Below are 16,855 nucleotides of genomic sequence, written 5' to 3' on the forward strand. Positions count from 1 at the left end.
GTAAGTTATTTAATTAATGATTTTCCTGTCATTTCTTTCGGTTGCTTGCCGCCAAGCAAATCGAGAAGCGTTGGTGAAAGGTCCGCAAGAATTCCATCTGTACGAAGCTCTGCACCTTCTTTTGTTACGATAACAGGTACTGGGTTCGTCGTATGAGCCGTCATCGCATCGCCATCAAGCGTTGTGACTTCATCCGAATTTCCGTGGTCAGCGGTAATGATGGCATGTCCGCCTTTTTCAGTAATTTTATCAACGATCTTACCAAGACATTCGTCAACGGCCTCAATGGCTTTGACTGTTGGCTCAAGCATTCCGGAATGCCCAACCATGTCAGGGTTCGCAAAGTTTAAGATTATCGCGTCGTGCTTATCGGCATCGAGTTCTTTCAGTAACGCGTCCGTCACTTCATAGGCACTCATCTCCGGCTGCAAGTCATAGGTTGCAACTTTCGGAGAGTCGATAAGAATGCGTTCTTCCCCAGGAAACTCTTCTTCGCGTCCACCGCTAAAGAAGAACGTAACGTGTGGGTATTTCTCTGTCTCAGCAATACGCAGCTGCTTGTAATCCTGCTGAGCGAGTACTTCACCAAGCGTGTTATCAAGGTTTGTTGGTTTGAAAGCAACGTCGCCTCCAACTGTTTCACTAAAACGAGTAAGTGAGACAAAGTGAAGATTTTTAGGACGTTCTTCTCCACGATCGAAACCGCGGAAATCATCATTTGTAAAGACTTGTGAAATCTGGATTGCTCGGTCAGGACGGAAGTTAAAGAAGATAACTGCATCTTCATCATCAACCGTCGCAATCGGTGAACCGTCTTCTTCTGTCATAACTGAAGGAAGAACGAACTCATCATAGATTTCATTTTTGTAATTATCATCAACTAGCTCGTATGGGTCTTTGTAAGAAGGACCTTCACCGTATGCCAGGGCACGGTAAGACTTCTCAACGCGATCCCAACGCTTATCGCGGTCCATGGAATAATAGCGGCCTGAGAGCGTCGCAAGGCGACCAACTCCGACTTCTTCCATCTTATCCTCTAACTGCTGAATGTAGGTTTTCGCAGATTGCTGGCCAACATCACGACCATCAAGGAAACCGTGAACGTACACATCTTCAAGGCCTTGCTTTGCAGCAAGTTCAAGAAGAGCGAAAAGATGTTTAATGTGGCTATGAATTCCACCGTCAGAAAGAAGTCCAAACAAGTGTAGGCTTGTTCCTTTTTTCTTCACGTGGTCAATTGCCTCTAGAAATGTTTCATTTTCAAAGAAGTCACCTTCTTCAATTGCAAGATTAACTCTTGTTAAGCTTTGATACACGATGCGTCCTGCACCGATATTCAAGTGGCCTACTTCAGAGTTCCCCATTTGCCCGTCTGGAAGACCAACTGCTTTTCCACTCGCTTGTAGGGTAGCATGTGGGTAGTTGTTCCAGTAACGATCAAAATTCGGTTTATTTGCATGTGCTACGGCATTTCCTTTTTCCTCATCTCGAAGACCAAAGCCATCTAAGATGATTAAAGCTTCTGGCTTTTTAGGCATTCTGACCAGCCTCCAAAAGCTGTAGGAAAGATTTCGCATCAAGGCTAGCGCCGCCGACTAAAGCTCCATCAATGTCGGATTTACCCATAAGCTCGTCAATGTTACCAGGTTTAACACTGCCGCCATATTGGATACGGACCGCATTAGCTGTTTCGTCAGTCGTTTCGTCTTTAAGGACGCCGCGGATAAATGCACATACATCATTTGCTTGATCGCTTGTTGCTGTTTTACCAGTTCCAATTGCCCAGATTGGCTCATATGCGATAACAGATTGAGCTACCTGTTCATTTGTTAAACCAGCAATTGCTTTTTGGACTTGTGCTTTTACAATATCTTCTGTTACGTCGCTTTCACGCTGTTCAAGCGTTTCACCGACACAGATGATTGGCGTTAGGTTATGTTTGAACGCTGCATGAGTTTTTTGATTTACAATCTCATCCGTTTCACCAAATAGCTCACGACGTTCAGAGTGACCAAGAATGACATAGCCTACTCCAAGGTCGTTAAGTGCTACAGGGCTAATTTCACCTGTAAACGCGCCGTTTTCTTCAAAGTGCATATTTTGAGCACCAACTTGAAGTGCTGTACCTTCTAGCTCATCCGTTAAATAATCAAGGAAAAGAGCAGGAGCACAGACAACGGAATCTACGCGATTGCCATCAGGAATAAGTCCTTTCACTTCGTCAACAAAGCTTTTTGTTTCCGTAAGTGTTTTGTTCATCTTCCAGTTACCTGCGATGATTGGTTTGCGCATGTTCACTCACCATCCTTTATAAGATTAAAAACATAAGTATTTTATTTGTCGTTAAGTGCGACAACACCCGGAAGTTCTTTACCTTCCATGAACTCAAGAGAAGCACCGCCACCAGTAGAGATGTGGCTCATTTGATCAGCATAGCCAAATTTCTCAACCGCTGCTGCAGAGTCACCGCCACCAATAACTGAATACGTATCTTCTGCGTTCGCAAGTGCTTCAGCTACTGCTTTCGTACCATTAGCATAAACGTCTAGTTCAAATACACCCATTGGTCCGTTCCAGATAACGAGTTTAGAGTCAGCGATCACTTTGCTGTACGTTTCTCTCGTTTTCGGTCCGATATCAAGTGCTTCCCAATCGGATGGAATTTCTTCAATGCTTACCACTTTCGTGTTTGCATCATTTGAGAAATCATCACCAATCACAACGTCTTCTGGCATATAGAAATTAACGCCTTTTTCTTTTGCTTTATCCATGAATGATTTCGCTAGATCGATTTTATCTTCCTCAAGAAGAGACAAACCAACTTCATGTCCAAGTGCTTTTACAAATGTATAAGCAAGACCGCCACCGATGATCAAGTTATCTACTTTATCAAGTAGGTGATCAATCACACCGATTTTATCTTTTACTTTTGCTCCACCAACAATAGCTGTGAATGGACGGGAAGGTTCTGTTAGAGCACTTCCAAGAACTTCAAGTTCTTTCTCCATAAGAAAACCAGCTACAGCAGGAATATGATGAGCGATACCTTCTGTTGAAGCGTGAGCACGGTGTGCTGCGCCAAAAGCATCATTTACGTAAAGATCTGCCATTGCAGCAAATTTCTTCGCAAGGTCTTCATCATTCTTCTCTTCTCCAGCCTCAAAACGAACATTCTCAATAAGAAGAAGGTCGCCATCTTCTAGACCTGCAATCGCACGGTCAACTTCTTCACCATACACTGCATCTGTTTTTGTAACGGTTTTGCCAATGAGGTCGCTTAAACGGTCTGCAACCGGATCAAGACGTAGCTCATCAACAGCTTCACCTTTTGGACGTCCAAGGTGGCTTGCAAGAATGACTTTCGCTCCCTGATCAGACAAATGCTTGATCGTAGGAAGTGCTGCTTTAATACGCGTTTCATCTGTTACCTTACCATCTTCCATAGGTACATTGAAATCCACGCGGCAGAATACCTTTTTGCCTTTTAACTCAACGTCACGAATTGATTTTTTGTTCATCACGCACGTCCTCCTCTGCACAAAGTTTTAAAAGGTTCACCTTTTAAATAAAGCTATATCGTTAGTAATGACAATGGAAAAGGAGGAAGGCCCAAGACTTCCTCCTCCTCTATTAACAATTCTTATTATAGCCCTTTTGCAGCGATGTAGTCGACTAGATCTACTACGCGGTTAGAATAGCCCCACTCGTTGTCATACCAAGAGATAACTTTAACCATGTTTCCATCGATACCCATTGTAGAAAGACCATCTACGATTGAAGAGTTCGGGTTACCGTTGTAGTCTTTTGATACTAGTGGCTCGTCGCTGTAACCAAGGTATCCTTTAAGATCGCCTTCAGCAGCTTCTTTAAGAGCAGCGTTTACTTCATCAACTGAAACGTCTTGATCAAGTTCAGCTACAAGGTCAACGATTGATACGTTTGGTGTAGGTACACGCATAGCCATACCATTCAACTTACCATCAAGCTCTGGAAGTACAAGAGATACTGCTTTAGCAGCGCCTGTAGATGTTGGAATGATGTTTTCAGCTGCTGCACGAGCACGACGGTAGTCTTTGTGTGGAAGATCAAGAATTTGCTGATCGTTTGTATATGAGTGAGTTGTTGTCATAAGACCACGCTTAATACCGAACTTGTCGTTCAATACTTTAGCTACTGGTGCAAGACAGTTTGTCGTACAAGATGCGTTAGAGATAACGTGATGGCTAGCTGCATCGTACTTGTCTTCGTTAACACCTAGAACAACTGTAATGTCTTCGTCTTTAGCTGGTGCGGAGATGACAACTTTCTTAGCTCCTGCTTCAAGGTGCTTCGCAGCATCGTCACGGTTTGTGAAACGGCCAGTGGATTCGATTACCACTTCAACACCAAGATCTCCCCATCCAAGTTGTGCTGGGTCGCGCTCAGAAAGAACTTTGATTTCAGTTCCGTTAACAACAAGATTCTCGCCGTTAACTTCAACTTCTACATTAAGTTCTCCATGTACGGAATCGTATTTAAGAAGATGTGCAAGCATGTTTGCATCTGTAAGATCGTTTACAGCTACAATATCAACACCAGGGTTGTTTAATGCTGCACGGAATACGTTACGTCCAATACGTCCAAAACCGTTAATACCTACTTTTGTTGCCATTGTGTAGTTCCTCCTTGAATTTCCTCGTTTCCCGAGGTGTGTTTTATTTAATAAAGGGAATCTCCCTCTAATAACGCTTTAGCGGCACCTTCATCTGTAACAAGAATACTTTGAATCCCTGTCTTTAGATAAGCTGCGATGGCTTTTGCTTTCGAACGGCCGCCGGCTACCGCAATGACTAATTCACTACGCTCTAAATCTTCGAGTTGCAGTCCGATCGTCTTCACTTTGTGAACGACTTCTCCTGACTGATTGAAGTAATACCCAAACGCTTCAGCAACAGCATGTTCGCGCTCGATTTTTTCAACAACATCAAGCGTCGACTTACGTCTCTGTGCCATCGTTCTAGCTTCCCCAATCCCATGAACCACAATACCGGCTGACTTAATAATCTCAAGGATATCTTTGACGCCCGGTTCTTCGATAAGAGATTGGTATGCTTCTTCACTCAACTGATCTGGAACATGTAGTAAACGATAGTCAGTATGGGCTTTTCTTGCCATCTTCGCACAAATCGTGTTCGCCTGATTTTCTACCTGTTCACCAAGACCTCCTCGGGCTGGGACAAACAGCGTTCCTTCCATTTCTGAAGAAGGAATCATCATATCGGCTACACCTGCGAGCGTGGTACCGCCCGTTACAGCAATTACTCTATCTTTTAGCTGAAACTTTTTCAAGCGTCCCACAGCGGCTCGACCCATTTCTTTTTTTACCCAGGGTGTATCATCACTATCACCAGGGACAATAAATACTTCCGGTATGCCAAGCTTATCTTTCAGACGCTTTTCAAGGTTATCGAGACCGGACACTTCATTCATAACCGGTTCAAGTTCCAACAAAAGCTGTTCACCCTCTTCTGTCAGGTGCATACCTTGTATCGACATATGTAGTAGCCCCTGATCTTTCAAGAACGTTACTTCGCTTCTCAGAACCCGCTCGGTGATATCCAAACTGTTCGCAAGACTTCTACGTCCAATAGGCTGCATAAGTCTTAATTGTCTCAATACCCGATAGCGCTTATTCATAACTTCTAGCATGTCCGGCAATAATTTTTGTTGAAGTGACAATAATGAGCGCATAATTCGTCTCCCCTGCTGTTCTTCTTTTTTCCTGAGACGTAATATGTCCCGCTTAGACATTTTCAGTCCCACCTGGATCAAAAAGAACTTCTTACAATTTTCATTGTAGCAGTTGCCAAAAGCATGGGCAACTATGTTATACTGAAAATTTTAAAGTAAGCGTTTTCTTATTGTTTTTTTTGAAATTCGACCATAATCAACGATTTCACCTTCGATTTCGACAACTGGAATCATAAGCATAAACTTTTCCAAGAGCGCCTCATCGCTATAAATATCAACCGTTTGTACTGAGAACGTAACTTCCTCCTGTAACTCTTCAAGAAGATAAGCTGCTTCATCACAAAGTGGACATGCCGCCTTCGAATATAAAGTAACCGATTTACTCATCAATTAAACCTCCCTTCTTTCAATTTCCTAGTTTACTTAACAAGGTATTCAAACGCAAAAAAAGAGCCACCTTCCCGGCAGCTGTTACGTAAATCGCTTTCGCTTTGATGAACTTAAGATCTTTAATTCGTCTCGATATTTTGCAATTGTTCGTCTTGATACTTCAATTCCACGCTGGATATGAAGAGCTTCTACAATTTTTTGGTCTGATAACGGTTTGAGTTTATTCTCATTCTCCACAAGTTCTTTAATAAAGAGCTTAACACTGGAAGAAGAAGCCCCTTCCCCAGATTCACTCGCTAGCTTTGAAGTGAACAAATCTTTTAGTGGGTACAAACCATGTGGTGTTTGAACATATTTACTTTTAATGGCCCGACTTACTGTCGATTCATGAACATGAGCTTCATTAGCTACTTCTTTCAATGTGATCGGTACAAGGTCACTCATGCCATTTCTTAAAAATCCTTGTTGATGGACGATCACAACGCCCATAATTGCCCTTAACGTCTGCTTCCTTTGTTCAATGCTTTTCATTAACCAGCTGACTTGCTGGTATTTGTCTTTCAAATAGTCAGCCGCTTCGTTATGTTTAAATGAACGATACGTGTTGCTCACTTTCATTGCCGGCAAATCATCATCAAGCAATGTAACAGTAAATCGTCCATTTTTCTCTTGGATCATAACATCTGGTACGATGTATGTTGTTTTCTCAGTAAACCACTTCGTTCCTGGACGGGGGTCAAGGTCTGCTACCAAATCTGCTGCCTGTTGAATTTGTTCGACAGGTACGTGATACTGCTTCGAAAGCTCACGATATTTCTTTTCTGCTAACGCTTTCAAATGATCAGATACGAGCAATCGAGCAAGTTCAAAGACCTCCCCCTCCTGATTTAGCTGTAAAGAAAGACATTCCGATAAAGAGCGAGCCCCTATACCTGAGGGGTCGAGTAACTGAACCTGTCGAATCGCTTCAGTTAATTCAAATTCGTCACAGTCTAAATAACTCATCACTTCTGTTTCATTGATTCGTAAGTAGCCACTTTCATCGATGCTATCAATTAAATAATGGACAATGCCGGTTATTTTTTTGGGAAGGTTTATACACCTCGTCTGCTCGTGAAGTTCATCGTGCAGACTCCTTCTTGTTTCCGCATATTCCAGCGGATCTTGTCTAGTCCCATTCTCGTAGGAACGTTTTGAAGAACGAACACCTCCGTCCCATGATGGTGACTGTAATTCAATAAGTGGATTTTCAAGAGCCTGTTCTTTCACGTACTCCAGTAATTCAGCCGTAGAATATTGGAGTATAGAAATCGCTTGATGCAACTGGGTTGTCATGACTAGTTTCGTTGTCTGCTTTTGTATCAATCCTAATTCCATCGCAATCCCTCCACCTTCATCATACTATATCGTTTCATTTTATGGTATGAAAAAACGAAAATGAGCAGAATTTTCTGTTTTTTAAAGACGGTTTTTGACACCATTTTTAATAAAATTGATGAAATCGCCCGTCCCTCAGTCAAATTTCAACATAAACTGTGTTATAGAGAGAAAAAAGGAGGCAAATACCATGGATTTAGCAGTATATGGAATTGCTTTGCTTCCAGTCATCATTGGAGTAGTACATCTCTTCAAGGTGTTTGGTTTTCCGGTAAGATTTTTACCCATCCTTTCAATCGTCATCGGAATTGTGATGAGTCATATTTACGTCGAACCGGAAGATTTCAAAAAAGCCTTCTTTATCGGATTATGGCTCGGACTATGCGCTACAGGTATGCACTCAGGCTTTAAACACACGATGAGTGGAGCAGGCAGCAAAAGACATGATGATGATCGTGATTGTTAGAAGGCACGACGGATAGCAGAAAGAGTGGACGAGTTCTACTCTTTTTTTCTTTGTTCTTATTTAAGAAATCAATCAACAACCGATATCGTTATCGTGAAATTTGGCTACCCTACATAAAAAATCCCTCTCGCATCAGCGAAAGGGATTGGAATTATGTATATGGTGCGCCCGGAGGGATTCGAACCCCCGACTGACGCGGTACCGGAAACCACCGCTCTATCCGACTGAGCTACGGGCGCGCTTTATTAGCGCAAAGATTATTATACGGGATCGCCTATTTTTTTGCAAGGTGATTTTCTCCGTGCCGCTCTTTCATTTGAATGACTTCGTTACTTAAGTCTTAAGCTCTTGACGGCTCAATTAACTCATAGTAAAGTAAAACCAAACACATGTTCTGTTAGGCGGTGGCGATCGTGTTCCAATTAAGTAAAGAAGAAACGAAGGCATTAAGAAACTACCTCTTACTTCCTTACGTAAAAAGAGTGCTGGAAATGGATATGAAATGGCTACAACATTCTAGAATAAAGCTTCCGCGCCCTTACCTGGTACTAATCCGGTCTGCTATGTCGCTTGCGTCAACTGATTTAAAATGGGCAAAAGCAATTCTCCATGAAAGAGGAATTCGCGTCTACATTGAAGAAACTAAAGAAGAAGTCATCATTTGCAAAGTCTTCTGCCGTGGCTACAATCAAACATACCGATATTCATCTATTCAACTTCGTAACCAGGTAGAGAGAAGAATTCTAACTTATTTTGTAGCAGATGAGCGCCTCAAAAAAAGGAGCACGTGGTCTGTTTAAAATAAGGTGATGCGGGGAAAATGGATGTAGATAGAGAAAGAAAAACGTCTTTACCTTACCCTTTTCAAAAATAGCACAGCACTTTATTTGACCTATATTGACCTTTTAGGTATGATGAACGTACAGCAACTACATATTCCATAAAAATAAAGGAGGAATTTTAAATGGTTTTAATTCCAACGGTAATTGAACAAACAAACCGCGGTGAAAGAGCGTACGACATTTATTCTCGTCTTCTTAAGGATCGCATTATCATGCTAGGAACAGCAATTGACGACAACGTTTCAAACGCTGTAGTCGCTCAGCTTCTTTTCCTTGCTGCAGAAGATCCTGATAAAGATATCTCACTTTACATTAACAGCCCTGGTGGTTCGATCACAGCAGGTATGGCAATTTACGATACAATGCAATTCATCAAGCCGAAAGTATCAACAATCTGTATCGGTATGGCTGCATCCATGGGTGCTTTCCTTCTTGCAGCTGGTGAGCCTGGAAAGCGTTATGCGCTCCCAAACAGTGAAGTAATGATTCACCAACCGCTCGGTGGTACGCAAGGTCAGGCTTCTGACATTGAAATTCACGCAAAACGTATTATTCAAATGCGCGAAAAGCTGAACAAAATTCTTTCTGAACGTACTGGTCAACCACTTGAAACAATTGATCGCGACACGGATCGTGACCGTTTCATGGAAGCAACAGAAGCGAAAGAATACGGCTTAATTGATGAAGTAATGGAAAAGAAAGCATAACTTGTTTGAATCGAGCCTTTCCTCACCGAGGAAAGGCTCTTTTTTACGCAAAAGTTCTTTCCTACAACAAAAAACGAAGGCTACCGCTTGCACTTAGCGGTATGCCTTCGTTTATTAATCTTTTTGCACAAAATCCATGAGTGATGACATAGCATCCTCTTCGTCATTACCATCAACAGTTAAAATAACAGAAGCCCCTGTTCCAACCGCAAGGCTCATGATACCCATAATGCTTTTGGCGTTCACTTTCTTTCCATCTTTTTCGAGGAAAATATCCGCGTTAAATCGGTTGGCTTCCTGCACGAAAAGGGCCGCAGGTCGAGCTTGTAATCCTGTCTCTAATGTCACAACAACTTCTTTTTGAACCACTTGTTCATTCCTCCCCTTATTTATAACTGCTGATAAGAAAAACGGATCGAGGACTCTTATTTAGCGAGTGTTAAAAACGGGTATCAGCAGAGTCGTTTTTTATCCCCAATTTAAGTAAGCGCTATCTCAGACTGTGAAAAATTTAGAAAAACCCCATTCCCTGCGCTATGAGGGAATGAATGTTTTTCTTTAACTCTGCTTTCCATCTAGTCGGAAAGCTACTGTCCACCAGGAGTCAAGCCTTTGGTGAGGACGACTATGAAATTGGCTTACCATTACGAAGCTTATCAGCAATTTGATCAATTTTTCTCAACCTGTGATTGATTCCGGATTTGCTAATCGCTCCACCCGTGACCATCTCGCCAAGTTCTTTTAACGTTACATCCTGGTGTTTCACTCGAAGTTCCGCAATCTCCCTTAGTTTATCAGGAAGAATTTCAAGCCCAACTTCTTTTTGGATAAAGCGGATGTTCTCAACCTGCCGAAAAGCTGCACCGACTGTCTTATTCAAATTGGCTGTTTCACAATTTACAATCCGATTAACAGAATTTCGCATATCTTTCATGATGCGAACATCTTCAAAGTAAAGCAGCGCCTGATGGGCCCCGACAACACTTAAAAACTCTGTAATCTTTTCACCTTCTTTGATATAGACGATGTAACCTTTCTTTCGCTCAAGCATCTTCGCATTTAAACCAAATTCATTCATTAAGTTACAAAGTGACTCTGTATGCTCTTCATACATGGAGAAAATCTCGAGATGATAAGAGGTTTCAGGGTGATTAATTGAACCCCCAGCAAGAAATGCTCCTCTTAGATAAGAGCGTTTGCAACAGGCCTTCTTTGTAAAATCAATCGAAATCGTTCTAGTAAACGTAAATGCATTATCCATAATACCGAGATCCTCAAGAAGCTCTCTCGCTTTCGCTGAGACACGAACAATGTAAACATTGTTTTTCTTCAATCTCATCTTCTTACGGACAAGCAGTTCAACATCATAATTGTAAATCCGCTTAATAAGTGTATAAATCCTTCTTGCAATGGCAGCATGTTCTGTCGGAATGTTTAAAATCAATTGTCTGTTTCCAAACGAAATGGATCCATTCATTCGTATAAGAGCTGCTAGTTCTGATCTTGCACAACAAGGTTTGCTTTCTAACTGCGTTAATTCTTTCTTTGTATCAGCAGCAAATGACATTGCCATCCCCCCTTTTTCATGCAGGGGCCCCACTGACCCATCATGCTCTTCTATCGTCTAATAAAGATAGAAGAATCGATGATATTTTTTTCGCATCATGGCGTACATATTTCTCATCGTATTGGATAATTTTATCACTGATTACATGAAAACCAAAGCTCTTCAGACGATTTTCGTCATATTGCACAACCTCTGCTCGTTCTTGTGCATAACGTTTTTCGTAAAAAGAGGGAATCATTTCTTCATTTACAATAATCGTATCCATAAGTTTATAGCCAATGTGATCAATGAGTGCCTGCACGTGGTCACTCGCCGTATAATTTTCTGTTTCACCTAACTGAGTCATAACATTACAAACATATACTTTTCTTGCTTTTGCCTGCTGAATTTCTTTCGCGATACCTGGCACAAGTAAATTCGGTAAAATGCTTGTATACAAACTACCTGGTCCAAGTACAATTAAATCTGCTTCACGAATGGCTCGAATCGATTCGGGTAGCGCTTTGATGCCTGGTGGTGAAAGAAATACTCGCTTAATTGCTTTGTTTACCTTTGGAATTTGGGATTCACCTTGTACAAACGTTCCATCACGCATTTCCGCATGTAAAACAATGCTTTGATTCGATGCAGGGAGAACTTCACCTCGCACGTTCAAGACGCGACACATTTCTCTTACGCCTTTTACAAAGTCTCCGGTAATATCGGTCATGGCAGCGAGCATTAAGTTGCCAAGAGAATGACCAGATAAGCCATTTCCGTTTTTAAAGCGATGCTGCATCAATCCCTCTAATAAAGGTTCAACTTCAGATAAAGCTGTAATGACATTTCGCACATCGCCTGGAGGAGGAATATCAAACTCGTCACGCAATCGACCTGAACTTCCTCCATCGTCGGCTACTGTTACAATGGCAGTGATGTCGACAGGAAACTTTTTAAGTCCACGTAGAAGTACCGATAGGCCTGTTCCTCCGCCAATGACGACGGCCTTTGGCAGATTAGTCTCATCCATATTATTTGTGACCCTTCCCTTTTTCAATATCCCGATGCGTAATATTTGTTCGATATTCTGATTCAAAGTGATGGCCGATGTGTTCTGCAAAAGCGACAGAACGATGCTTACCGCCCGTACAGCCAATGCCGATGACTAGCTGACTCTTCCCTTCTCTCTTATATTGAGGGAGCATATAGGCAAGCATATCGATTAACTTCTCAAGAAAGATTTGTGTTTCCTTCCACTTAAATACATAGTTCGCGACTTCTTCTTCCACACCTGTTTTTGGACGCAAATGCTCCACATAATGAGGGTTTGGAAGAAAGCGAATATCAAATACAAGGTCAGCATCAATCGGAATGCCGTATTTAAAGCCAAATGACATCACGTTTACGCCAAAGTTTTCTTTTTCATTGTTCGAAAAGCGATCCATGATTTTCTCTCGAAGTTGCACCGGTTTAATATCGCTTGTATCAATAATTTGTTGGGAGCGGCCTTTCAGCTCTTCCAACATTTCACGTTCTTTTTGGATACCTTCAAGCGGCAAACCTTCTGGTGCAAGCGGATGAGAGCGCCTTGTTTCTTTATAGCGTCTGACAAGCGTGGAGTCTTTTGAATCAAGGAAGAGCACTTCTGCATCTAAGCCATCATGTGAATCCAAATGATCAACGGCTTCCACTAGATGATCAAAGAAATCTCCGCCGCGTAAGTCCATCACGAGCGCAACTTTATTTAACTTTCCTTCTGATCCGTCAACCATTTCAACGAACTTCGGTAAGAGGGCTGGCGGCAGGTTATCAATACAGAAGTAGCCAATATCTTCAAAACACTGCATCGCAACCGTTTTACCCGCACCACTCATTCCTGTAATAATGACCATATGAATGCGTTTATCGATTAAATCGGTCATTTTCCCCACTCCGTTTCTCAATTTCTCTTATTGGTACACTTCTCATTAAGACGGGTCTAGTCGATAAGAAAGTAGTTTGAAATCGGGGGTATAGGTGAACGTTCCATAAATTATTCCATGGCCTTTCATCATATAGTCAAGAATATGATAATCTCCCGGAGCCATTGGAAGGTCACTCACATCATCTGTTTTAACCCAAGCTACTTTTCCTTCTGCTGACTTTTCTACTGATTCCCCATCGTATTCCGTTGCAAGAAACGTAAACATCATCCATTCAGACTTAGTTACTTCATTTTCTTTAATAATGAATGTGAAAATCCCCTTAAGTTTGGGGTTCTTTAAATAGACACCAGTCTCTTCTCGGAACTCGCGAATCACCGAATCACGGATGGATTCTTCCGATTCCATCTTTCCACCTGGTGCAACCCACCAACCTCGGCGCGGCTTTTGTAGTAAGAGTACGCGATCATTTGCTTCGTCGTTTAAAATGCAGTTTGTTACTCGTTGCACAATTGTCACCTCAATTCAATCATCCTGTTAGTATACGAAAGCCTGAAAGAAGCTCAGACTTCAAGATTTTCTACCCATAGTATACTATGATTGCTGACCATGAACAATGAGAGCGGTTTGGATCAGCCCTGAAGATTTGTCTCATTCAGGCAAAAAAAGAGCACGGCGCATAAATGCCCGTGCAAAAGAGTGAATCTATTTAAAGGGGGTTAAATCTACTAATAGTTTACCCCATTTGTGTTTCACCGCTGTTACAGCCAAATTAAAAGGGAATGACGCGGTGACAGGCACCACCCGATACCGCTCGAAGGCTGTCGAAATGTGGTTTTACTGCGAGCTATAAAGAAAAAGCAGAGGATCACCCTCTGCTTTTATACCGAATTAGACCAGCGCTTCTTTTCCAGCATCTTCGAGTGATTCAATGTAGTGCTGAACAGATTGCGCAGCGATACTACCATCGCCAGTTGCTGTTACGATTTGACGAAGCATTTTGTCACGAATGTCACCTGCTGCATAGATGCCAGGAACTTTCGTCGCCATGTTTTCGTCTGTCACGATATAGCCCTCTTCGTTCGTAATATCAAGGCCACTTACAGCTTGGTTTAATGGAAGCATACCGATGTAAATAAAGACACCATCTGCGCTGAATTCACGCTCTTCACCAGTTACCGTGTTAACAAGAAGCGTTTTATTCACTTTGCCATTTTCACCTAGAATTTCTTTCACCGTATGGTTCCAGATGAAATCAATTTTTTCGTTATCAAACGCGCGCTGTTGAAGAATTTTCTGTGCTCGTAGCTGATCACGTCTGTGTACAATGGTTACTTTAGAAGCAAACCGTGTAAGATACACGCCTTCCTCAACGGCTGAATCTCCACCGCCAACGACAACAAGCTCTTTGTTCTTAAAGAAAGCTCCGTCACAAACCGCGCAATAGGAAACACCACGGCCACTATACTCTGCTTCGCCAGGAACACCAATCTTCTTGTATTCTGCGCCACTCGTTACAATAATAGCCTTTGCATGAAATTCTTGATTCCCTGATACGACTGTCTTGTAGTCACCGTTATCACGAATTTCTTTCACATCACCATATTGATATTGAGCGCCAAATTTCTTCGCGTGCTCAAACATTTTCGTAGAAAGATCTGGACCAAGAATGCTATCAAAACCTGGATAGTTTTCTACATCTTCTGTATTTGCCATTTGTCCGCCCGGAATCCCGCGTTCAATCATAAGAACGTCGAGATTAGCACGAGAAGTGTATACAGCTGCAGTCATACCTGCAGGCCCGGCACCGACAATAATGACATCATAAATTTTTTCACTCATCTGCTTCACTTCCTTCACGTTTTGCTAAATTACATTAATTATTAAAGGATAATGTTTCTTATTTAAAATATATCTGATTGTTGTTAAAAAGTCTACCAGCCTGCTCAGAGGTCATTCGTCTCCAGTAAGCGCGTTAACTTTTTACGGTAAGCATATATGGTCGATCCAGATACACCGAACGCGTTTGCGACTTCAATTTGAGTGATGTTTGTTTGTTTTACTTTATGCCACATGTAAAACATCGTAGCAGCAGTTGCCTTTACATTCTGAAAAGCTTCGCTACTATTTGAAAGTTTAACATAACAAGGCAACCAGATCATCGCAATTAGCTCATGCAGTTCTGAGTCACTAATATCAGCCTGCTCTAGCTCAGCAATAACACGCATTCCTGATCGTACATATTCAGGGAAATCTGTCTGTGTACGTACAGTATACGTCCCTTCATCATCTACGATTTGGACCGATTCATCAGCAAGTGTGACCGCAATATACGCTGAAAGCTCTTTAACAAGAAGAGGTTCATCTTTTCGTTTACAATAGGTTTGTAAAATCGAAGCACCTTCTGGATCGCGTCTTGTATAGAGAAGCATCAGATGCGTCATTCTAGCATGATAATCGTGTTTCCCTTCAGACTCTTCCACTTCTTGGGGCATCTGTGACCGGTAGCTAACCTGGTTTTTATGAAGCGTACCCGCTTCGAGTTCTGCCAGATAATGCTCTGCCATTTCATTCTTTGCATCTACCGTTTGAACCTTTTTCCAGTAACGCTTTGCAAGATCAGGACGATTCAGTTGATATGCAGAAACGGCTAACCAGTGATAGAACGGCACGTCCCACACGTGTCGGGTACTCTCAACCTTACGTAGCCAGTGAAAGGCAAGCTCATGTTCACCCAAAAAACCAAACGTACTTCCTAATTTATACGAATGATCTGGATGAATCGGGTAGACATTCTTAAGCCTCTCAAGCATCACATCACGTTTAACATGTTGACCGAGGAAATCATAGAAAAGCGTTAAGTTACAAACCGCATTTAGATTGCCTTCATTTTTCGTTAAGACGTCATCGAGTACTTCGACGGCTTCCTCATACTGCTCACTATAAAAATAAGCGAGGGCAAGGTTATTGTACGCAGGCCAAAACTCAGAATAAACTTCTGTCATCCGCTCAAGTAACTCAATCGCTTCAAGAAAATGCCCAGCTTCAATCGCTTTACGAGCGGCTTCATGCTCTTGAATCAACTGTTCTTCTTCGCCAATCTCCTGAGGTAAGTGCTCGGATTGCTCGAACAAGATGAGGTCGACAAGCTCCTCGGCATCTTCCATAAATTCACCTTCTGGCTCATGCTTAAGGTAAATTCTTGCATGCTCTTCCGTTTGTTTAAACAGACCCATATGTGCAAAGTTGTTCGCAAGGAAAAAGTAGCAATCATAGTATTCAGGATCAAGATCGTCAAGAACAAATTTCAGCCATTCATTTGATGCTTCATATTCGCCTAATTCCGACAGGACCGCTGCAAGTTGACATATATAATCGACTTCTTCGGGGACAAGTTTAACCGCACGTTCAAGATGCTGTCTTGCTTTATCCAAATTCCGTTGCTGATAGGCTCTCATAGCCTTTTTATAAAAATAATCTCCGTCCTGAACGAACGGAATCAGTCGGCCTTTCATTTCCGAAGAAGCATGAAGTTCTTTCCTCATGTTTCCCCCCAATAATCTTTCTTCAAGTAATTCTATTACCAGTCATATCCGTTCAAAAGTATAACATACATCTACTTCCAATCGTAAAAGAAAATAAGTAGAAAAAACTGGCTAAATGCTCACATGCGCTCTTCGAATCGTTTTGATCTGGTGCAAAATAAAAACGAGCTCATCGGCTCGTTTTTATTTCCACATATCTTTTTTGCGCTTTGAGATTTCTTGCGCAATAAATCCAATTCCCATTCCAAGCAGCACACCAGGCCCTGGTTGACCAAGAAAAAGTCCAATAGCAAGTCCCACAAACATGAACCCTACAAACATGTAACCTCT

At 42.0% G+C, this 16,855-nt stretch carries 18 protein-coding genes and 1 tRNA gene; 3 read left to right on the forward strand and 16 right to left on the reverse strand.

The annotated features are described in order from the left end of the window. Positions 1–5 precede the first annotated feature (5 nt). From gpmI to rpoN, 7 genes are all read right to left on the reverse strand, one after another. Entirely contained in the window at positions 6–1,538 is a 1,533-nt protein-coding gene (gene gpmI, locus ATG70_RS14670) for a 2,3-bisphosphoglycerate-independent phosphoglycerate mutase (protein ID WP_098445015.1), read from the reverse strand. Continuing rightward, complete coding sequence (gene tpiA, locus ATG70_RS14675) at positions 1,531–2,292, reverse strand: triose-phosphate isomerase (protein WP_098445016.1); 762 nt, start codon at positions 2,290–2,292, stop codon at positions 1,531–1,533. Before tpiA ends, gpmI begins: the two co-directional genes overlap by 8 nt. A 41-nt stretch (positions 2,293–2,333) precedes the next feature. Next, positions 2,334–3,518, reverse strand: a complete 1,185-nt coding sequence (locus tag ATG70_RS14680) for a phosphoglycerate kinase (protein ID WP_098445017.1) — start codon at positions 3,516–3,518, stop codon at positions 2,334–2,336. 125 nt (positions 3,519–3,643) lie between these two features. Then, positions 3,644–4,651: a type I glyceraldehyde-3-phosphate dehydrogenase gene (gene gap, locus ATG70_RS14685; protein WP_098445018.1), complete on the reverse strand. Its 1,008-nt coding sequence runs from the start codon at positions 4,649–4,651 to the stop codon at positions 3,644–3,646. Between the two features lie 47 nt (positions 4,652–4,698). Beyond that, a complete protein-coding gene (locus ATG70_RS14690; protein WP_098445838.1) occupies positions 4,699–5,730 on the reverse strand; it encodes a sugar-binding transcriptional regulator in 1,032 nt (343 codons plus the stop codon). Between the two features lie 150 nt (positions 5,731–5,880). Further along, positions 5,881–6,117, reverse strand: a complete 237-nt coding sequence (locus ATG70_RS14695) for a glutaredoxin family protein (protein ID WP_098445019.1) — start codon at positions 6,115–6,117, stop codon at positions 5,881–5,883. A gap of 84 nt (positions 6,118–6,201) precedes the next feature. Continuing rightward, positions 6,202–7,497, reverse strand: coding sequence for an RNA polymerase factor sigma-54 (rpoN, locus tag ATG70_RS14700; protein WP_098445020.1), 1,296 nt, complete (start codon positions 7,495–7,497; stop codon positions 6,202–6,204). A 190-nt stretch (positions 7,498–7,687) separates the two neighbouring features. Here rpoN and ATG70_RS14705 point away from each other — a divergent pair, with 190 nt between their 5' ends. Next, positions 7,688–7,963, forward strand: a complete 276-nt coding sequence (locus ATG70_RS14705; RefSeq protein WP_098445021.1) for a hypothetical protein — start codon at positions 7,688–7,690, stop codon at positions 7,961–7,963. Between the two features lie 160 nt (positions 7,964–8,123). Here the strand turns inward: ATG70_RS14705 and ATG70_RS14710 are convergent. Beyond that, a tRNA-Arg gene (locus ATG70_RS14710) sits at positions 8,124–8,202 on the reverse strand. Between the two features lie 174 nt (positions 8,203–8,376). Between ATG70_RS14710 and ATG70_RS14715 the strand changes: the two genes are divergently transcribed. After that, positions 8,377–8,763, forward strand: coding sequence for a hypothetical protein (locus ATG70_RS14715; protein WP_098445022.1), 387 nt, complete (start codon positions 8,377–8,379; stop codon positions 8,761–8,763). A gap of 164 nt (positions 8,764–8,927) precedes the next feature. Further along, entirely contained in the window at positions 8,928–9,512 is a 585-nt protein-coding gene (gene clpP, locus ATG70_RS14720) for an ATP-dependent Clp endopeptidase proteolytic subunit ClpP (RefSeq protein ID WP_098445023.1), read from the forward strand. Positions 9,513–9,626: 114 nt separating this feature from the next. Here the strand turns inward: clpP and ATG70_RS14725 are convergent, their stop codons facing one another. From ATG70_RS14725 to ATG70_RS22555, 8 genes are all read right to left on the reverse strand, one after another. Continuing rightward, positions 9,627–9,881, reverse strand: a complete 255-nt coding sequence (locus ATG70_RS14725) for an HPr family phosphocarrier protein (RefSeq protein WP_098445024.1) — start codon at positions 9,879–9,881, stop codon at positions 9,627–9,629. Positions 9,882–10,137: 256 nt separating this feature from the next. Continuing rightward, positions 10,138–11,079 (reverse strand): DNA-binding protein WhiA, encoded by a 942-nt coding sequence (whiA, locus tag ATG70_RS14730; RefSeq protein WP_098445025.1) that lies wholly within the window; start codon positions 11,077–11,079, stop codon positions 10,138–10,140. A gap of 40 nt (positions 11,080–11,119) precedes the next feature. Beyond that, positions 11,120–12,088: a gluconeogenesis factor YvcK family protein gene (locus ATG70_RS14735; RefSeq protein ID WP_098445026.1), complete on the reverse strand. Its 969-nt coding sequence runs from the start codon at positions 12,086–12,088 to the stop codon at positions 11,120–11,122. Position 12,089: 1 nt separating this feature from the next. Beyond that, positions 12,090–12,980, reverse strand: a complete 891-nt coding sequence (gene rapZ / locus ATG70_RS14740; protein ID WP_098445027.1) for an RNase adapter RapZ — start codon at positions 12,978–12,980, stop codon at positions 12,090–12,092. A 45-nt stretch (positions 12,981–13,025) separates the two neighbouring features. Beyond that, complete coding sequence (locus ATG70_RS14745; protein WP_224882158.1) at positions 13,026–13,499, reverse strand: 8-oxo-dGTP diphosphatase; 474 nt, start codon at positions 13,497–13,499, stop codon at positions 13,026–13,028. Between the two features lie 372 nt (positions 13,500–13,871). Then, positions 13,872–14,822: a thioredoxin-disulfide reductase gene (gene trxB, locus ATG70_RS14750; RefSeq protein ID WP_098445028.1), complete on the reverse strand. Its 951-nt coding sequence runs from the start codon at positions 14,820–14,822 to the stop codon at positions 13,872–13,874. Between the two features lie 104 nt (positions 14,823–14,926). Continuing rightward, the gene (locus ATG70_RS14755) at positions 14,927–16,525 is read right to left on the reverse strand and encodes a tetratricopeptide repeat protein (protein ID WP_098445029.1); all 1,599 of its coding nucleotides are present in this window, start codon (positions 16,523–16,525) and stop codon (positions 14,927–14,929) included. Between the two features lie 183 nt (positions 16,526–16,708). After that, positions 16,709–16,846, reverse strand: coding sequence for a hypothetical protein (locus ATG70_RS22555; protein ID WP_165994973.1), 138 nt, complete (start codon positions 16,844–16,846; stop codon positions 16,709–16,711). Between the last annotated feature and the right edge of the window lie 9 nt (positions 16,847–16,855).

Origin of the sequence: Bacillus sp. es.036 (assembly GCF_002563635.1) — a bacterium.
Classification (GTDB): Bacteria; Bacillota; Bacilli; order Bacillales; family Guptibacillaceae; genus Guptibacillus.

Coding starts and splice junctions, on each gene's coding strand:
- gpmI (WP_098445015.1), bottom strand. CDS start 1,538: ATGCCTAAAAAGCCAGAAGCTTTAATCATCTTAGATGGCTTTGGTCTT.
- tpiA (WP_098445016.1), bottom strand. CDS start 2,292: ATGCGCAAACCAATCATCGCAGGTAACTGGAAGATGAACAAAACACTT.
- ATG70_RS14680 (WP_098445017.1), bottom strand. CDS start 3,518: ATGAACAAAAAATCAATTCGTGACGTTGAGTTAAAAGGCAAAAAGGTA.
- gap (WP_098445018.1), bottom strand. CDS start 4,651: ATGGCAACAAAAGTAGGTATTAACGGTTTTGGACGTATTGGACGTAAC.
- ATG70_RS14690 (WP_098445838.1), bottom strand. CDS start 5,730: ATGCGCTCATTATTGTCACTTCAACAAAAATTATTGCCGGACATGCTA.
- ATG70_RS14695 (WP_098445019.1), bottom strand. CDS start 6,117: ATGAGTAAATCGGTTACTTTATATTCGAAGGCGGCATGTCCACTTTGT.
- rpoN (WP_098445020.1), bottom strand. CDS start 7,497: ATGGAATTAGGATTGATACAAAAGCAGACAACGAAACTAGTCATGACA.
- ATG70_RS14705 (WP_098445021.1), top strand. CDS start 7,688: ATGGATTTAGCAGTATATGGAATTGCTTTGCTTCCAGTCATCATTGGA.
- clpP (WP_098445023.1), top strand. CDS start 8,928: ATGGTTTTAATTCCAACGGTAATTGAACAAACAAACCGCGGTGAAAGA.
- whiA (WP_098445025.1), bottom strand. CDS start 11,079: ATGTCATTTGCTGCTGATACAAAGAAAGAATTAACGCAGTTAGAAAGC.
- ATG70_RS14735 (WP_098445026.1), bottom strand. CDS start 12,088: ATGGATGAGACTAATCTGCCAAAGGCCGTCGTCATTGGCGGAGGAACA.
- rapZ (WP_098445027.1), bottom strand. CDS start 12,980: ATGACCGATTTAATCGATAAACGCATTCATATGGTCATTATTACAGGA.
- trxB (WP_098445028.1), bottom strand. CDS start 14,822: ATGAGTGAAAAAATTTATGATGTCATTATTGTCGGTGCCGGGCCTGCA.
- ATG70_RS14755 (WP_098445029.1), bottom strand. CDS start 16,525: ATGAGGAAAGAACTTCATGCTTCTTCGGAAATGAAAGGCCGACTGATT.
- ATG70_RS22555 (WP_165994973.1), bottom strand. CDS start 16,846: ATGTTTGTAGGGTTCATGTTTGTGGGACTTGCTATTGGACTTTTTCTT.